Here is a 14,225-nt window from a genome sequence, read left to right as displayed (position 1 = left end):
TCGTTTTGTTAAACGGCAGGTTCCTGCCCTTTTCGCTTTTTCAATTCTTCTAATAAAATGTTCGATTCATTGAATGGAATCGACTGGCGACCAATCCGTTCGATGTGGTCATGTCCTTTCCCGACGACCACGACACGCTTTCCTTCTAACGCTTGCGTGGCCGCATGGCGCAGGGCTTCTTCCCTTGCTTCAAACGTCACATACTTCACATCCGGTTGGATTCCTTTTACTAAGTCACGAATGATTTGTTTCGGGTCTTCCATGCGGATATCATGTACCGTGACAATCACCTCGTTTGAATAGCGGCTTGCGATTCGTCCCATATCTTGACGTTTCGTGGGATCTCGGTCTCCTGCCGCACTTAACACGACGACAAGTGCACGGTCGTCTTGTTGCAATGTAGACAAACATTTCTCTAGCCCGTCTGGTGTATGAGCATAGTCGATATATATCTCGGCATCCTCTGTAGCTAAACGTTCTAACCGCCCTTTTGGCAAGGTGAGTCCTGGAACATTTGAAACGATGGTCCGTAGCGCCATATCCGAAGTCGACACAAGTCCAATGGCCGCCGCTAAGTTCGCTGCGTTGAACGCCCCCATGAATCGGACGGGCACTTCGAGCTTGAACTCCTTCATACTGACGAGTACCGTTTCTTCACGCCAAATCACTTGGATGTCCGCCTCGATGTCCTCTTTTGTACTATACATAATGGCTTGACGTGTCGGCGCAAACTCAGCCATGACATGACTAGCCGGATCTTCCGCATTTAACACAATCGCCTCACCATTCGTCACTTCCACCTGTTCAAACAATCGCGCTTTGGCCCGGGCATACTCATCCATCGAACGATGATAGTCTAAATGATCATGCGTCAAATTCGTAAACGCAGCAGCATGAAAGTGTATTCCCGCTACGCGACCTTCCATTAAGGCATGCGATGATACCTCGAGTACGCAATCCGTGACGCCTGCATCGACCATCTCTGCTAATATGCGATGTAAGACGACGGCTTCTGGTGTCGTATTGGCTGTCTCAACCGTTTGATTATGAAAACGCGCGCCAATCGTACTAACGATTCCGGCACGACGTCCTGAAAGACGCAACAAATCATAAGTCAATGTCGCCGTCGTAGTTTTTCCATTCGTTCCTGTCACACCGTATATACGCATCCGATGAGAGGGATGATCATAAAATACACTCGCAACCTCTCCTGCCGTCTGTTTCGTATCGGCAACAACCACATTCGGAACATCGAGATCGAGTGGATATTCTGAGATGACCGCACTCGCACCGTTGGCGACGGCGTCCTCCGCGAACTTATGACCGTCAACCGTATAACCGCGAATGCAAATAAAGACATTCCCTGAACTGACCTTCCTGGAATCGGTTTCGACTCCGGTCACCCATGGATCAAAAATGTCATCCATCTCATTTTGTAAAATGGCGGATAAACGTTTCGTTCTCATGCTGTGTACGTCCTTTCTCATGGGTGTCGCTAGGTTCATAAAACCTTATCGTCATGTTACTAGATTTTAACGGCAATTGAGATGACAAATATATTACTTCCCGTTTTCAAAGAAAAGCAATCACTTCACAAAAAAAACCTAGACGTTTCACTCACGTACTAGGTTCCTCCATTTTGAATGCTAAATTGTGCTTTAGTAGCTCCGCCTCAAGGACAAAAAGGGCATTCGGTCCGATTCCGTGCCAACTCGCAACCTCACGGCGTGTATAGGGACACAATTCATGCAAAGACTCGATTCCTTTAGCAACTAGTGCCCTTTTAGCTGGCGCTGCTAACGTTGGTAAGGCAATCATCCAATCTCCGCCTTTCGCTTTCTAAATCGTTCGTTGATGGGAAGACAGGCAAGAACTTGCTCGATTCGAAACGTTCGTCTCGCTTGTTTATTCAAATCCCATGCCACCACGTACTCTCCTTGCACTTTAATCAGTTTGACCCGCCGCTCTGAAAATGTCCCATGTCGATCGACATACACCATTTCTGTGACTTGTCCCGAACGCATCCATCGTAACAATTCTTCTCTCATCCTGTTTTCCCTCCTTTATTTTCATTATACAGAACATTTGTTCCTATTTCTATTGATAAGCTGTTCGCTGATTCAAATTTCGATTATGATGAAGGAAATCAAATGAGAGAGGAAAAAACCGATGACTTATGTATTATTACTGATCTTGGCTGCCTTTTTATTCGGGGCAATGATTTTCGCTGCGCTCGCGTTACCAAACCTTCGCAACATTTTATTCAATCGTGGCAGTTTGTTCAATCAACAGAGTGAAACCGTCACTTGTCCGAAGTGTAAAACATCATTCAAACGCGCGCCGGGAGACGCACAAACTTGTCCGAATTGTTATCACACTTTTTGAATCGTTGAGGGGCATGCATATTCGACCGCAATTCTTCATATTCCTTGGTTTAAATGGGAGCAAATGAGTGAAAGAACAGAGAGGATGCTTTATCTGAGTAAAGTTCCTGATTCTTTTATCGTTGAAACCTTCATTCCATACGAAAGGAGTTGCATATGCTTCCTACACTCGATGAACGCCTGGTCGATCAAATTCGTCTTAAAAATCGCCAAGCCTTAGAACATTTATACTCACGCTATGAAAAACTACTTTATCGATATGCGCTTCATCTGAATGACCATCCTGCAACTGCAGAGGCGGCCTTGACCGATTTATTTTGTCGGATTTGGCAACAACGTCTTCACTTCAATCCACATTCCGAAACGATTCGTGCGACCCTCATCCGTTCATTAGAGGAGATCATGCACTATATGAAAGAGGACAAATCAGATTCCAATACTTCTAAAATCCCTTCTGCATAAGGTTTTGTTGTCATCTCCGGATACATCTGTTTTGCCTGTTCGGTCGCATTGCTCACTAAATAGCCTTTTCCTACATGCGCTAACATCCCAAGGTCATTCCCACTGTCGCCGAACGCATATGTTTCTTTGCGTAAGAAGGAAACAGTGGTGCATACATATCGAACACTGGATTCTTTTCCGGCATGGATTGGATAAAAATCAATATCCCATGCATCCATCGGATCACCCGCTTGCGGATTGCATTGGCTGATGTTGACAGCAATACCTTCTTTATCAGCTAGCATGCGAAGCGTTTCGCTCCAAGACCCGATTTGGTCACGGATGTAATAGCTACGGATCCAAGGACTCGTCCCAAAACCCGGTTGCGCTTCTAGTTCAATCCGCATCTGTTCAATCTGTGACGCAACACGTTCCACACGAGATATAAAATCACTCGGGAATAACGCTTGATAGGATTCTTCTAAAGAAAACGTTCCGTCTACGTCAATATGATACAATTCCGTACCCAAACTTGAAGCGATACGGTGAGGCCAAAAGCGAAGGTTTGCCTGTTCAACTTTTTCACGTAGCGATTTGAGTGAACTACCTGTCACCCACATCGTTGACAATCGATGGGAATATTGTTCCAAAAAATCTTCGAGCCGACGAACGGATGCCAATTGTTCCGGTGTACATGCATGAGGAAAGTAGGTCTCATCAAAATCAAAACATATGAGGATGTGTCCCTCATTCGTAAATCGCTTCATGATATCGTCTCCTTATCGTTTTCTCTTCCTCCTATAGTACAATGAAACAAAGGAGGCATCTTATGATTTCACGAATCTCTCGAGCTTATTGCCAAATGAGTAGCTTGATTACCGGATTTTTTATTGTATTTGCTTTTCTTTTTGGCATTCGCACATACTTCTTATGGACGACGATGAGCTCTCCCTTAACTGCGATTGGCTTGATGCTGATGACGGCGATTGGACTAAGCTTCATCACGTACCAGCTTTCAGAGAAATTAAGATTATTCATCTATTCGAAGCTTCCGGATCAAGCAGTGACATGTTCAATAAATAGTCACACAAAATAGGCATCCATTTTTCGATTTTATACGTTAGATCAATACAAGGGACATCCCTTCTGCGCAAAGGAGTATGTTATGACTGACTTAGAGTTATATGAGCGTGTCAGGAAAAAGGACAAAGAAGCGCTCGAAATATTGTATGATCGATACGAACGCATTTTATACGCATTTGTCCTACAACTGACAAAAGATCGTGATTTGGCCGAAGAAGCCATGCAAGAAGTATTCATCAAGCTTTGGCGTGGCGGAGGCGTTTACGATGAGTCAAAAGGAAAATTTCGTTCTTGGCTCTTCACAATGAGCCGTCATGTGGCCATTGATTTAATTCGGAAGCGTAAACCGGATTTACAATTAGATGAGTCCTACGCGGAGGCCATCCCTTCCGACTCACCGTCCGTCGAGAAAGAAGTCGAGTGGCAAGAAGAGCGCGCCCAAATCGAGACAGCCATGGCCACATTACCAGCCGAACAACAGCAGGTCGTTCGACTCATGTATTTTCAAGGATTGAGCCAGCAAAAAATTGCTGATGCATGCGGCATCCCGCTCGGAACGGTAAAAGGAAGGATTCGACTGGCGCTAAGGCAACTGAGGAAACAGTTATCCCATGAATTCATCGGAAAGGAGGTAGAACAATGAACGCATGCGACCAATTGATTGACTACTTCAACCAACATTTAACGGAAGAAGAACGAATGAAATTTGAACAACACCTGGCAACGTGTAAAGACTGTCAAGAAGAGCTCGAACAACTTGAAGCTCTTGTCGGTGGCGTCGCGTTCTTGTCTACTCCGACTGAGCCACCCCGAGGCATGAAAGCGCGTGTCCTCGATCGTGTATTCGAAGAAGAAGACAATGAACCCGTCATAACAACCGACACTTCTGCATCAGTTCCACCGGCGACACCGTTCAAACAGAAGAAGAAACGGAACGTACCGGTCTGGGGAATGGTCGCTTTAGCAGCGGCACTCCTCCTCTCCTTAATCGGGAATGGATATTTGCTTACCAATCAGCCTGATGCCCCTGCCATCGCGTTAACCGAAACGATTCCACTCGACGGCGAATCGGAAGGGACCGCTTACCTTGCAGAGCAGGACGGTGCGACACAACTGATCGTCCAAACGAATGGTCTAGCCTCACTCGATGCCAATGAGGTATATCAAGTATGGCTATTAAAAGATGGTGCCCCGATTCCGACCGGCGCTTTTGTCACCGATGACAAAGGGAACGGGACGGTTATCTACACACTCGACTCAGATGAAGTCGACGTCGACTGGGATACCGTCGCCGTCACAAAAGAACCGAATCGTGGCAATGAAACGCCACAAGGTGAAATCGTCTTAAGTGCTAGTCTTTAATTCTTGAACCGGACACATCCGCTGTCCGGTTTTTTGTTATGATGAACCAAAGGAGTGAATGGGATGCAAAAACCAAAAATCGGTATTGTCGGACTTGGAAATATCGCTCAAAAAGCGTATTTACCCATCCTTTCGATTCATCCTCGAATCGACTTGATCGGTGCCTTTTCCCCGAACACATCTAAGCGAGACATGATTTGCCAAACGTATCGAATGACCTCTTTCGACACGTTGAATGAACTCGCCTCATCCATCGATGCAGCGTTCGTACATAGTTCAACGGAAACTCATTATGACATCGTATCGTATTTATTAGATCACGGTGTCGATGTTTATGTTGATAAGCCCCTCGCCGCAACAATCGAGGAAGCGGAGCAACTCGTCATTCAAGCCGAACGTCTTGGGCGTAAATTGATGGTCGGGTTCAATCGACGTTTCGCTCCGATGTATATGCGTCTACAAAACGAGTCCTCTGCTCACATGATTGATGTGGTAAAACATCGCGAGAATGACGTCGGCCCTAAGGATGCGACCTTCACCTTACTCGATGATTACTTACATGTCATTGATACGCTACGTTTCCTCGCTGGTAATAAGCTAACACTCGTCTCGGGTCACGTCGAAGTCAATGACAGGCATGAGCTTCGATTCGCCCGCCACGTGTGGCAAGATGAGCACGGAATGCACACGACATCGATGCACCGTTCAGCAGGAGTGAACCATGAGCTCGTCTCGATCGTACGGGATGGGGAACGATTGTCCATCGAAGAGATGGTCACGCTACATCGTTTCAAGCAAGGTCGGCATGAAGTCGAAACGTTCGGTTCATGGGACACGACACTCGTGCAACGTGGTTTCCAAGGCGCGATTGACCACTTCATTTCCGCACTCATCGAGGATACAGCGATTTTAACGGACGGTCGTGTTGCCCTTGAGACACAACGACTTGTCACGAACGTATTCTCATAATAGGAGGAGTATCTGTGGTTTTTATTATGGTTATGGTCATTGTTGTCACTGCAATCGGTTCTGATACGATCATCAAGATGAAGAAAGCTAGTGTCGAAGAACGACGATTGAAGATCGAAGAAGAAAAACTCGCGATCCAACGGCTTGAACTCGAGATGAAGCGCGAACAAGACAAACTCGACCATCATGGATTTTAATCAAAAGCGGTCACCCTCCAAAATGAGGGCGACCGCTTTGCCATTACAGATGACGATTTGAAATCGGCAGTTGTTCTCTTCGTTCCGCGAGCGTCGACCACGTCACAGCCGTCATGATACAACCGGCACCGATAAAGAAGTTAAGATGGAGCGTTTCGTTCAAAACGAGCCACCCGAGCGTCCCACCAACCAAGGGTTGAAAGAAGAAAAAGAGTGACCCGACACTCGCATCCATCAACTCGAGTCCTTTGTTCCAAAAGAAAAACGCTCCTGCCGTCGATACGACACCGATATAGAGAACACTGAGCCAAAGGACACCATTCAATTCTGGAAAGCCGTTTTGCATGACCTCTATACTCATCAAAGGCGTCATCAACAACCAGGCAACTCCAATCGCAAACGTCGTCAGTGTCAACGTCGATAAGGTCTGCGTCCCGATTTTCACATAAATGGACATGAGTGCCCACGTCACGGCAGCTAGAACAAGTATGAAACTGCCTACTCGATACGTCCCTTCCCCTTCCCAACCGACGACGATGAGAACACCGACCGTTGCCAGCCCAAGTGCTCCAATCTTGACAGGAGTCAGTCGTTCTTTCAATAGGATTCGGGCAAATAACACCATGAAAGCTGGCGTCGCTGCGGTCACAAGAGACCCGGTATGTGCATCCGATAGCTTCGTTCCGATAAATTGAAACGAAATCGAGGCAACGTATCCGATGACACCGACAAGTCCGATCCATTTCCAATCTGCCCTTCGAATCGATTCTCGTCCAAACCGAAACCAAACGACGAATAAGACCATAAATGCAACAGCGTATCGTAACCAGACGAACGTGAACGGTTCAATATATGCGAGTGCATACTTACTGACCACATACATCCCGCCCCATATACTCGCCGCAAGGGTCAAACTGAGTGCTCCTAGCCATTCTTTCCTCATTTCTTCGCCTCCTCGATGGCGACTATATACGACATCCTTGCTTCCATTTCCTTTATTTTCATTGTCAGTCGTAAGAAAAACGCTTACAATCAAGATATGGATGAATGAAAGGAGGGAGAAAGGTGAAATTTGTCGGACGTACGCATTGGACAACTGAACATTTGTACATTTTGCGTGCGATTTTTCACGATGTCGCTTAATCAAGGGACCCGTCTGTCCTTTTTTAGACATTGCTGAATATACGACAAAGCGCCTCTCTCTTTCTAAACCGAGCGCTTCTTTGCGTTCGGTTTTTTTGATAGGCCCTAACCTTAGGAGGAACCTATTATGTTGATCGATCTTCAACACATTCAAAAACAATACGGCGGGCACGCCGTTCTCACAGATGCGAATTTATTCATGAACGAAAACGAACGAGTCGGTCTTGTCGGCCGAAACGGCAGTGGCAAAACGACGCTGTTACGAATCCTTGTCGGCTCTGAAGAGCATGACGCCGGTACGATTTACCGCCGACAACGACTCTCTATCGGCTATTTGGTGCAGCTTCCTGACTACCCTGGACGCAGTGGTCGTGACGTCCTCTATACTGCTTTTGAGGAAGTGACTCGCCTGAGTGAAAAAATGTCTTCCCTCGAGCAAGAGATGGCGACGTCCGAACAGCTCGAACGCCTTCTCGAATCATACGGTGCCATTCAAGAACAATTCGAACATGCGGGTGGATATGTCTACGAGTCAAAAATCAGCGCAATGATTGATGGACTCAAATTGACCTCATTCGTGGACCAACCGTTCGATACGCTAAGCGGGGGCGAGCGTACAAAAATCGGTCTCGCCTTAGCACTCCTTCAGGAACCAGAGCTACTCATTTTGGACGAACCGACGAACCATCTAGATTTAGAAGCGATGACTTGGCTCGAATCCTATTTACAGGATTACGATTCAGCGCTCCTCATCGTCTCCCATGACCGGGTCTTCTTAGATGCGGTCGCCACGCGAATCGTCGAGTGCGAGGATGGAGAATTGACGAGTTATCCTGGGAATTATACGGACTTCGTTGCCCAAAAAGAAAAACAGTTGCTTGACCAGTTTCACGCTTACACGGAGCAACAGAAGAAAATCAAAAAAATGAAGGAAACGATCCGGCAGTTGCGGCAATGGGCCAACGAGGGCAATCCGCCGAATGAAAAGTTCTATCGTCGCGCCAAATCGATGGAAAAGGCTCTCGAACGAATTGAACGAATCAAGCGACCACAACTCGAAGCCGAGCAACCGAATATCCAGTTCACGACGAACGGGCGAACCGGGCGTGACGTCTTCGAAGTGAGTGACGTGACACTCACGTATGATCGTCCTCTATTTGAAAACGTGCACTTTTATACAGGTCACGGGGAACGCGTCGCCATCGTCGGACCGAACGGGAGTGGAAAATCTTCGCTTTTGAAAATGTTACTCGGTGAAGTTATCCCTCAAGCTGGGACCGTCCGACGAGCCGATCAAGCCAGAATTGGATATCTGTCGCAACACATTACCTTCGATGAGTCACATCGCTTAATCGAGGCGTTTCGGGACCGGATCGCAGTCGATGAAGGCAAAGCGAGGCACCTTCTCGCTCAATTTCTATTTTACGGTGCGAGTGTGTTTAAGCCTGTCTCAAATTTGAGCGGCGGGGAGAAGATGCGACTCATGCTTGCCATCCTCGTCCATGAAGAAATCAATGTCCTCGTTCTAGACGAGCCGACGAACCATTTGGATATCGAATCGAGAGAGGCACTTGAAGAGGCGCTCGAACGTTTCCCTGGAACGGTCGTTACGGTTTCTCATGACCGCTACTTCTTAAATAAGCTGTTCCCCATCACGTATTGGCTCGACGGGACGATGACGCGTTTCGAAGGTAATGTCGCCTATGCCCTCGACAAGCGTGGACAGGCATCGAAAGATGAACCTGTAACGGAGCGCGTCAAACCATCAAAATCGCTGAAGCAGACGAAAGTCGCTCCATCTACGGTTGATGAGGAAGCTCACCTAACCCAATTAGAGACAGAACATCGGGCACTGCTCCAACGGATGAATGAATTGGATGACCTTGATGAATTGATGGCGTTACAACGACAAGTTGATGCATTGCAAAAAGAAATCGATGACGTGATGACACGTTTGCTCGAATCTTTATAACCTAATATAGAGAAGCGGCACCCAATCAAGGGCGCCGCTTCTTTTGCTCGAATCGAATCTGTATGAAATAGCCGATGACCGCGATAGCCATCAACCCAATTGGGAGTATGCGGTAAAGACCTTCCATCGTTCCCGTTGTCAAAAGAATCACTCCACTAAGGAACGTTCCGAACCAATATAGCTTTGGCATATGATCCCTCCATCGGTTGCATTCACTCAATAGGATACCACAAGAAAAGCGCCCTCGCTCGGCGCTTTTCTTGATTCTCTAGTCCCCGGACTTTCATCCAACCAAGCCCTTGCTCGATTGACCGTCCCATCCATGATTTGGTTCGACTAGAGATGTCCAAGCCAACGTGACGCATCATTCCAATCCGTTCATCGTCCATTGGTTCACCAATTGTTTTTCATTCGAAAACATGAAATCGAATAGGTGACTCATAGACATTTTGATCGAATGGGCACGAGAGGACTTGGCACCTATGATGTCCACTTCTGACGCGGATCATGTGGAATTCCGTATACAAACAGTCTGTCTGGTATGCTTGCTCCGATGGCAAGCAGAGGCCGACGTATCATCGTTTGGAATACACGATTCACGTTCATATGGACTTTGCCCATCCCTTTCATCCATAAGCGACAGGTGACGAAAGTGCCTCCCCGTTCCCAACTCATTTCAGAAAGTGAATGGTTACATGTATACAATATCCGTTTTAAGTGAGATTCAATCCTCGTTCACGATTTCTCCATAATCCAATTCATACATAATGCGTCAGCGCATAAGCGACCCCGTCCTCTTCTACATCCTTTGTAATATGCGTGCTCAAATCTTTTAACGGATCCACAGCATTCCCCATCGCAATCCTTGTTTCTGCCACTTCGAACATCGACACATCATTCAGATTGTCTCCGATGGCGACGACATCACGCATCGGAATCTGATAATGCTCAGCTAGCTGTTTCAAGGCTGCGCCTTTACTCGCATGAGGATGTCCGATTTCAATTTTCGTCCACCCCGCAGTCGTAATCAAAATATCGTTCCGTGGTTCATAGATTTTACGCAACCGGTGTAGCTTTCGGCGATCGAACGAATAGACAAACACCTTGTACACTTCATCTCGTGCAAAGTCGATGTCTGCCATCGAATCCATATATGTCAGACCGAACTGCTCATTTTGGATTTCAATCTCACGTTCCGCCCACTCACGGGTGAACGATTGATCATGTGGCAACACCTCATTGAGTTCCCGTTTTAATAAATCACTCCCTGAACGGAGTACTTTCACTCCCGCATTCGTATAAAATTCGACGTACGCATCATCTGCGTTCGCGATTTCCCATAGCTCGTCTACAACCGTTTGATCCATCGCATGATAGTAAATTCGCTCGTTCTCATAAAACCCGATTGCTCCGTTACCTGACAAAATCGGACAGACGAGGTCACTTCGCTTCAACAGCTCCTCGATATCATGAATCGAACGTCCTGAACAAATCGTGACGATATCACCCTGTTCTTGCCGACGACGAATCGCCTCCTGGTTTGCCTTTGTAATCACGCCTGTGCGCGATAACAGCGTCCCGTCTAAATCAATCGCAATCAATTTCATATCGTTCCCTCCTCTTTGGTTCTTTTCCCGATTCAACTATACAAAACACGATGAAATGCGTCTCCTGTTTGCAATGTGGAGATTAGGGAACCGTTTATTAATGCTACATAATTTTTTTTGAAAGGGGACATCTATGAAAGATTCTACACAAAAGCCACGTTTGAATCGCGTCTTTTACATTTCAGCAAGTTTGATTGCCTTACTCGTTCTATTTGGAGCGATTGCACCAACGACATTCGCTTCAATCGCAGGATCTATTTTTAACTTTACGACTCGCTCGTTCGGTTGGTTCTATTTACTTTCCGTATTCTTGTTTGTGCTCTTTTTAGTCTTTTTAGCGTTCAGTAAATACGGAAAAATCCGTCTTGGGAAGGATGACGATCGCCCTCAATATCCGTTCTTTACTTGGATCGGCATGTTATTCTCCGCCGGATTCGGTGTCGGACTCGTCTTTTGGGGTGTTGCTGAGCCGATGAGCCATTTCTTTACGCCACCTTATGCGGATACGGAGGCATTGACAGTCGAAGGGGCACGCCTCGCGATGGCCTATTCGTTCTTCCATTGGGGTGTCAGTCAATGGTCTGTCTTTGCGATTGTCGGACTGATCATCGCCTACTTCCAGTTCCGTCGTAATGCGGATGGACTCATCTCGACTAGCCTGTCACCACTTATAAAAGAACGACCGTACAAACAACCGTTGAACCAGACGATTGATATTTTAGCGGTCATTGCCACCGTCATGGGTGTCGCGACGTCGCTTGGTTTAGGTGTTCTTCAAATCAATGGCGGACTGAACAGTGTGTTCGGGCTCCCGAACACCGCTTGGATGCAAGTCGCCATCATCGTCGTCTTGACCGCTCTCTTTTTAACATCGACGACGACGGGGCTCGATCGTGGCATCAAGTGGTTGAGTAACATCAACTTAGGTACCGCACTCGTGTTGATGGTCTTCGTCTTCTTTGCCGGTCCTACCATTTTCATTTTAGAAACCTTGACGCTCGGTCTAGGTGACTACTTACAAAATTTCATTCGCTATAGTCTTCGTCTACAACCGTATCAACAAGGGACGTGGGTCCGGGATTGGACAATCTTTTATTGGGCATGGGCCATCGCCTGGTCCCCATTTGTCGGAGCGTTCGTCGCACGTGTCTCACGAGGACGTACCATTCGTGAATTCATCGTCGGTGTCCTCATCGTTCCTCCGTTCATTGCGCTCCTTTGGATTGCCGTATTCGGGGGCACTGCCCTATATCTAGATTTATTCGAAGGGACTTCCATCGCTGAAGCCGTCAATGCGGACGTGACGAGCGCATTGTTCGTGACGTTTGCCGAGCTCCCATTCAGTTTCATCCTGTCCGTCTTGTCGATTCTCTTGATTTTGACGTTCTTGATCACGTCGGCCGATTCTGCCACCTATATCATCAGTAGTATGACGACGAACGGTAGCTTGAATCCGCCCCTCCCCGTTCGAATCGCTTGGGGAGTTCTGTTAGGAGGAATCGCTGCCGTCTTGTTGATTGCGAGTGGCTTAGAAGGACTTCAAACTGCGTCGTTGATTTCCGCCTTGCCCTTCACGATTATTCTTCTGCTGATGGTGTTCACATTATTTAAGTTACTCCGACAAGAGAACGTACGAAAAATAAAATAAGCTGTATTTTTAAACGCTCGGGAAGATCCTTGAGCGTTTTTTAGTTTGACTCGCCGACATCTCGTTGTTTGTTGACTTCCTTATGTCCGATTGCTACGATTTTGACAACGTATAAGCTTTAAAGGGGGAATATGGGGAGATGAACGATTTCACACGTGCTTACGCACAACAACTGGACAAACAAGACCCGCTCGCATCATATCGGGAAGAATTTTACTTACCGGAAGACGGGATTTATATGGATGGGAATTCACTCGGGCTCTTATCGAAACGAGCCGAGCGTACGCTCCTTGAATCGCTCGCGGACTGGAGAGAGCTCGGGATCGATGGTTGGATGTCCGGTCGCCATCCTTGGTTCAACTTGTCCGAAGAGCTGGCTGCATTGAACGCGCCGCTCATCGGTGGAAAGTCGGAAGAAGTAATGGTCACCGGTTCGACGACCGTGAACTTGCATCAACTTGTCGCTTCGTTTTTCAAACCAGAAGGCAAACGAACGAAGATTTTGGCAGACGCCCTCACGTTCCCGTCTGATATTTACGCCTTGAAGAGTCAGCTCGAACTTCGTGGACTCGACCCATCAGAGCACCTCGTCCAAGTCAACAGTCCAGATGGGCGCTTCTTAGCAGAAGACGACTTGATTGCCGCGATGACTGACGAAATCGCCCTCATCGTATTACCGACCGTCCTCTATCGGAGTGGTCAGATTTTAGATATGGCTCGTCTAACGAAAGCGGCACACGAGCGTGGAATTTTGATCGGCTTCGATGCCTGTCACTCCGTCGGCGCCATCCCTCATGACTTCCACGACTGGGGTGTCGACTTCGCATACTGGTGCAACTATAAACATTTGAACGGGGGTCCGGGAACGGTCGGGGGCTTATTCGTTCATGAACGTCACTTCGGCACGACACCTGGACTCGCCGGATGGTTCGGTTCGCGCAAAGATAAACAGTTCGATATGGACCATACGATGACACCGGCCGAACATGCCGGTGCGTTCCAAATCGGAACACCACACGTTATGAGTCTTGCTCCTCAACTTGGCGCGCTTGAGATGTTCAACGAGGTCGGGATGGAAGCGATTCGTCAAAAATCACTCGCGCTCACGACGTATATGATGGATTTGATCGAAGAGATGCTCGCACCTCACGGATTCTTCATCGGTAGCCCGACTGACACACGACAGCGCGGCGCTCATTTGAGCCTCGAGCATCCCGAAGCGGCACGCATCTGTAAAGCGTTGAAGAAACATCACATCATCCCTGACTTCCGCGCACCGAATATCATCCGTCTCGCACCGGTCGCACTATATAATACGTTTACCGACGTATATCACGTGATCTTGACGTTGAAGAAAATCATGGACGACAAAGAATATGAGGCGTTCGAGAACGTCCGCGAAGTGGTCGCATAAGGGGG

The 14,225-nt window shown here is 47.4% G+C and carries 17 protein-coding genes; 9 read left to right on the top strand and 8 right to left on the bottom strand.

Going from position 1 to position 14,225, the window contains the following annotated elements:
* Positions 1–8: 8 nt before the first annotated feature.
* The 3 genes from KOG47_RS00555 to KOG47_RS00545 all read right to left on the bottom strand — a co-directional run bounded on the left by KOG47_RS00555 (position 9) and on the right by KOG47_RS00545 (position 2,048).
* Entirely contained in the window at positions 9–1,466 is a 1,458-nt protein-coding gene (locus tag KOG47_RS00555) for a UDP-N-acetylmuramoyl-L-alanyl-D-glutamate--2,6-diaminopimelate ligase (RefSeq protein WP_196431365.1), read from the bottom strand.
* Positions 1,467–1,617: 151 nt separating this feature from the next.
* The gene (locus KOG47_RS00550; RefSeq protein ID WP_159563075.1) at positions 1,618–1,818 is read right to left on the bottom strand and encodes a helix-hairpin-helix domain-containing protein; all 201 of its coding nucleotides are present in this window, start codon (positions 1,816–1,818) and stop codon (positions 1,618–1,620) included.
* A complete protein-coding gene (locus KOG47_RS00545) occupies positions 1,815–2,048 on the bottom strand; it encodes a WYL domain-containing protein (RefSeq protein ID WP_012727535.1) in 234 nt (77 codons plus the stop codon). The genes KOG47_RS00550 and KOG47_RS00545 overlap by 4 nt, the downstream gene beginning before the upstream one ends.
* Before the next feature lie 121 nt (positions 2,049–2,169).
* Between KOG47_RS00545 and KOG47_RS00540 the strand changes: the two genes are divergently transcribed.
* Together KOG47_RS00540 and KOG47_RS00535 are read left to right on the top strand one after the other, a co-directional pair.
* The gene (locus KOG47_RS00540; RefSeq protein WP_012727536.1) at positions 2,170–2,385 is read left to right on the top strand and encodes a hypothetical protein; all 216 of its coding nucleotides are present in this window, start codon (positions 2,170–2,172) and stop codon (positions 2,383–2,385) included.
* 155 nt (positions 2,386–2,540) lie between these two features.
* On the top strand, positions 2,541–2,846 hold the full coding sequence (locus KOG47_RS00535) for an RNA polymerase sigma factor (protein WP_074035485.1): 306 nt from the start codon (positions 2,541–2,543) through the stop codon (positions 2,844–2,846).
* Here the strand turns inward: KOG47_RS00535 and KOG47_RS00530 are convergent.
* Together KOG47_RS00530 and KOG47_RS00525 are read right to left on the bottom strand one after the other, a co-directional pair.
* On the bottom strand, positions 2,792–3,592 hold the full coding sequence (locus tag KOG47_RS00530; protein WP_215243589.1) for an HAD family hydrolase: 801 nt from the start codon (positions 3,590–3,592) through the stop codon (positions 2,792–2,794). The two genes, KOG47_RS00535 and KOG47_RS00530, sit on opposite strands and share 55 nt — an antisense overlap.
* Before the next feature lie 85 nt (positions 3,593–3,677).
* Complete coding sequence (locus KOG47_RS00525) at positions 3,678–3,863, bottom strand: hypothetical protein (protein ID WP_148209475.1); 186 nt, start codon at positions 3,861–3,863, stop codon at positions 3,678–3,680.
* A gap of 127 nt (positions 3,864–3,990) precedes the next feature.
* Between KOG47_RS00525 and KOG47_RS00520 the strand changes: the two genes are divergently transcribed.
* The 4 genes from KOG47_RS00520 to KOG47_RS00505 all read left to right on the top strand — a co-directional run bounded on the left by KOG47_RS00520 (position 3,991) and on the right by KOG47_RS00505 (position 6,436).
* Positions 3,991–4,551 carry an RNA polymerase sigma factor gene (locus KOG47_RS00520; RefSeq protein WP_211782130.1) on the top strand — a complete coding sequence of 187 codons (561 nt, stop codon included), beginning with the start codon at positions 3,991–3,993 and terminating at the stop codon, positions 4,549–4,551.
* Complete coding sequence (locus KOG47_RS00515) at positions 4,548–5,270, top strand: anti-sigma factor (RefSeq protein WP_215243588.1); 723 nt, start codon at positions 4,548–4,550, stop codon at positions 5,268–5,270. The genes KOG47_RS00520 and KOG47_RS00515 overlap by 4 nt, the downstream gene beginning before the upstream one ends.
* A 63-nt stretch (positions 5,271–5,333) precedes the next feature.
* A complete protein-coding gene (locus tag KOG47_RS00510) occupies positions 5,334–6,239 on the top strand; it encodes a Gfo/Idh/MocA family protein (RefSeq protein WP_215243587.1) in 906 nt (301 codons plus the stop codon).
* A gap of 14 nt (positions 6,240–6,253) precedes the next feature.
* Positions 6,254–6,436, top strand: coding sequence for a hypothetical protein (locus KOG47_RS00505; protein ID WP_215243586.1), 183 nt, complete (start codon positions 6,254–6,256; stop codon positions 6,434–6,436).
* A 43-nt stretch (positions 6,437–6,479) separates the two neighbouring features.
* Here the strand turns inward: KOG47_RS00505 and KOG47_RS00500 are convergent, their stop codons facing one another.
* On the bottom strand, positions 6,480–7,379 hold the full coding sequence (locus KOG47_RS00500; RefSeq protein ID WP_215243585.1) for a DMT family transporter: 900 nt from the start codon (positions 7,377–7,379) through the stop codon (positions 6,480–6,482).
* A gap of 327 nt (positions 7,380–7,706) precedes the next feature.
* On the opposite strand from KOG47_RS00500, the gene abc-f reads away from it, so the two are divergent.
* The gene (gene abc-f, locus KOG47_RS00495) at positions 7,707–9,551 is read left to right on the top strand and encodes a ribosomal protection-like ABC-F family protein (RefSeq protein ID WP_215243584.1); all 1,845 of its coding nucleotides are present in this window, start codon (positions 7,707–7,709) and stop codon (positions 9,549–9,551) included.
* A 25-nt stretch (positions 9,552–9,576) separates the two neighbouring features.
* On the opposite strand, the gene KOG47_RS00490 is transcribed toward abc-f, so the two are convergent.
* On the bottom strand, positions 9,577–9,741 hold the full coding sequence (locus KOG47_RS00490; RefSeq protein WP_167365511.1) for a hypothetical protein: 165 nt from the start codon (positions 9,739–9,741) through the stop codon (positions 9,577–9,579).
* A 568-nt stretch (positions 9,742–10,309) separates the two neighbouring features.
* Positions 10,310–11,158 carry a Cof-type HAD-IIB family hydrolase gene (locus KOG47_RS00485; protein ID WP_196431374.1) on the bottom strand — a complete coding sequence of 283 codons (849 nt, stop codon included), beginning with the start codon at positions 11,156–11,158 and terminating at the stop codon, positions 10,310–10,312.
* 133 nt (positions 11,159–11,291) lie between these two features.
* Between KOG47_RS00485 and KOG47_RS00480 the strand changes: the two genes are divergently transcribed.
* Positions 11,292–12,806 carry a BCCT family transporter gene (locus KOG47_RS00480; RefSeq protein ID WP_215243583.1) on the top strand — a complete coding sequence of 505 codons (1,515 nt, stop codon included), beginning with the start codon at positions 11,292–11,294 and terminating at the stop codon, positions 12,804–12,806.
* 139 nt (positions 12,807–12,945) lie between these two features.
* Positions 12,946–14,220: a kynureninase gene (gene kynU, locus KOG47_RS00475; RefSeq protein ID WP_215243582.1), complete on the top strand. Its 1,275-nt coding sequence runs from the start codon at positions 12,946–12,948 to the stop codon at positions 14,218–14,220.
* Positions 14,221–14,225: the final 5 nt, after the last annotated feature.

The organism is Exiguobacterium sp. s121, from assembly GCF_018617245.1.
Taxonomy (GTDB): Bacteria; Bacillota; Bacilli; order Exiguobacteriales; family Exiguobacteriaceae; genus Exiguobacterium; species Exiguobacterium profundum.
The sequence above is the reverse complement of the archived record's forward strand: the minus strand, read 5'-3'. Positions and strand labels throughout refer to the sequence as shown.

What these genes read in the sequence shown, in the direction of transcription:
- KOG47_RS00555 (WP_196431365.1), bottom strand. Translation starts at nt 1,466, where the DNA reads ATGAGAACGAAACGTTTATCCGCCATTTTACAAAATGAGATGGATGAC.
- KOG47_RS00550 (WP_159563075.1), bottom strand. Translation starts at nt 1,818, where the DNA reads ATGATTGCCTTACCAACGTTAGCAGCGCCAGCTAAAAGGGCACTAGTT.
- KOG47_RS00545 (WP_012727535.1), bottom strand. Translation starts at nt 2,048, where the DNA reads ATGAGAGAAGAATTGTTACGATGGATGCGTTCGGGACAAGTCACAGAA.
- KOG47_RS00540 (WP_012727536.1), top strand. Translation starts at nt 2,170, where the DNA reads ATGACTTATGTATTATTACTGATCTTGGCTGCCTTTTTATTCGGGGCA.
- KOG47_RS00535 (WP_074035485.1), top strand. Translation starts at nt 2,541, where the DNA reads ATGCTTCCTACACTCGATGAACGCCTGGTCGATCAAATTCGTCTTAAA.
- KOG47_RS00530 (WP_215243589.1), bottom strand. Translation starts at nt 3,592, where the DNA reads ATGAAGCGATTTACGAATGAGGGACACATCCTCATATGTTTTGATTTT.
- KOG47_RS00525 (WP_148209475.1), bottom strand. Translation starts at nt 3,863, where the DNA reads ATGAATAATCTTAATTTCTCTGAAAGCTGGTACGTGATGAAGCTTAGT.
- KOG47_RS00520 (WP_211782130.1), top strand. Translation starts at nt 3,991, where the DNA reads ATGACTGACTTAGAGTTATATGAGCGTGTCAGGAAAAAGGACAAAGAA.
- KOG47_RS00515 (WP_215243588.1), top strand. Translation starts at nt 4,548, where the DNA reads ATGAACGCATGCGACCAATTGATTGACTACTTCAACCAACATTTAACG.
- KOG47_RS00510 (WP_215243587.1), top strand. Translation starts at nt 5,334, where the DNA reads ATGCAAAAACCAAAAATCGGTATTGTCGGACTTGGAAATATCGCTCAA.
- KOG47_RS00500 (WP_215243585.1), bottom strand. Translation starts at nt 7,379, where the DNA reads ATGAGGAAAGAATGGCTAGGAGCACTCAGTTTGACCCTTGCGGCGAGT.
- abc-f (WP_215243584.1), top strand. Translation starts at nt 7,707, where the DNA reads ATGTTGATCGATCTTCAACACATTCAAAAACAATACGGCGGGCACGCC.
- KOG47_RS00490 (WP_167365511.1), bottom strand. Translation starts at nt 9,741, where the DNA reads ATGCCAAAGCTATATTGGTTCGGAACGTTCCTTAGTGGAGTGATTCTT.
- KOG47_RS00485 (WP_196431374.1), bottom strand. Translation starts at nt 11,158, where the DNA reads ATGAAATTGATTGCGATTGATTTAGACGGGACGCTGTTATCGCGCACA.
- KOG47_RS00480 (WP_215243583.1), top strand. Translation starts at nt 11,292, where the DNA reads ATGAAAGATTCTACACAAAAGCCACGTTTGAATCGCGTCTTTTACATT.
- kynU (WP_215243582.1), top strand. Translation starts at nt 12,946, where the DNA reads ATGAACGATTTCACACGTGCTTACGCACAACAACTGGACAAACAAGAC.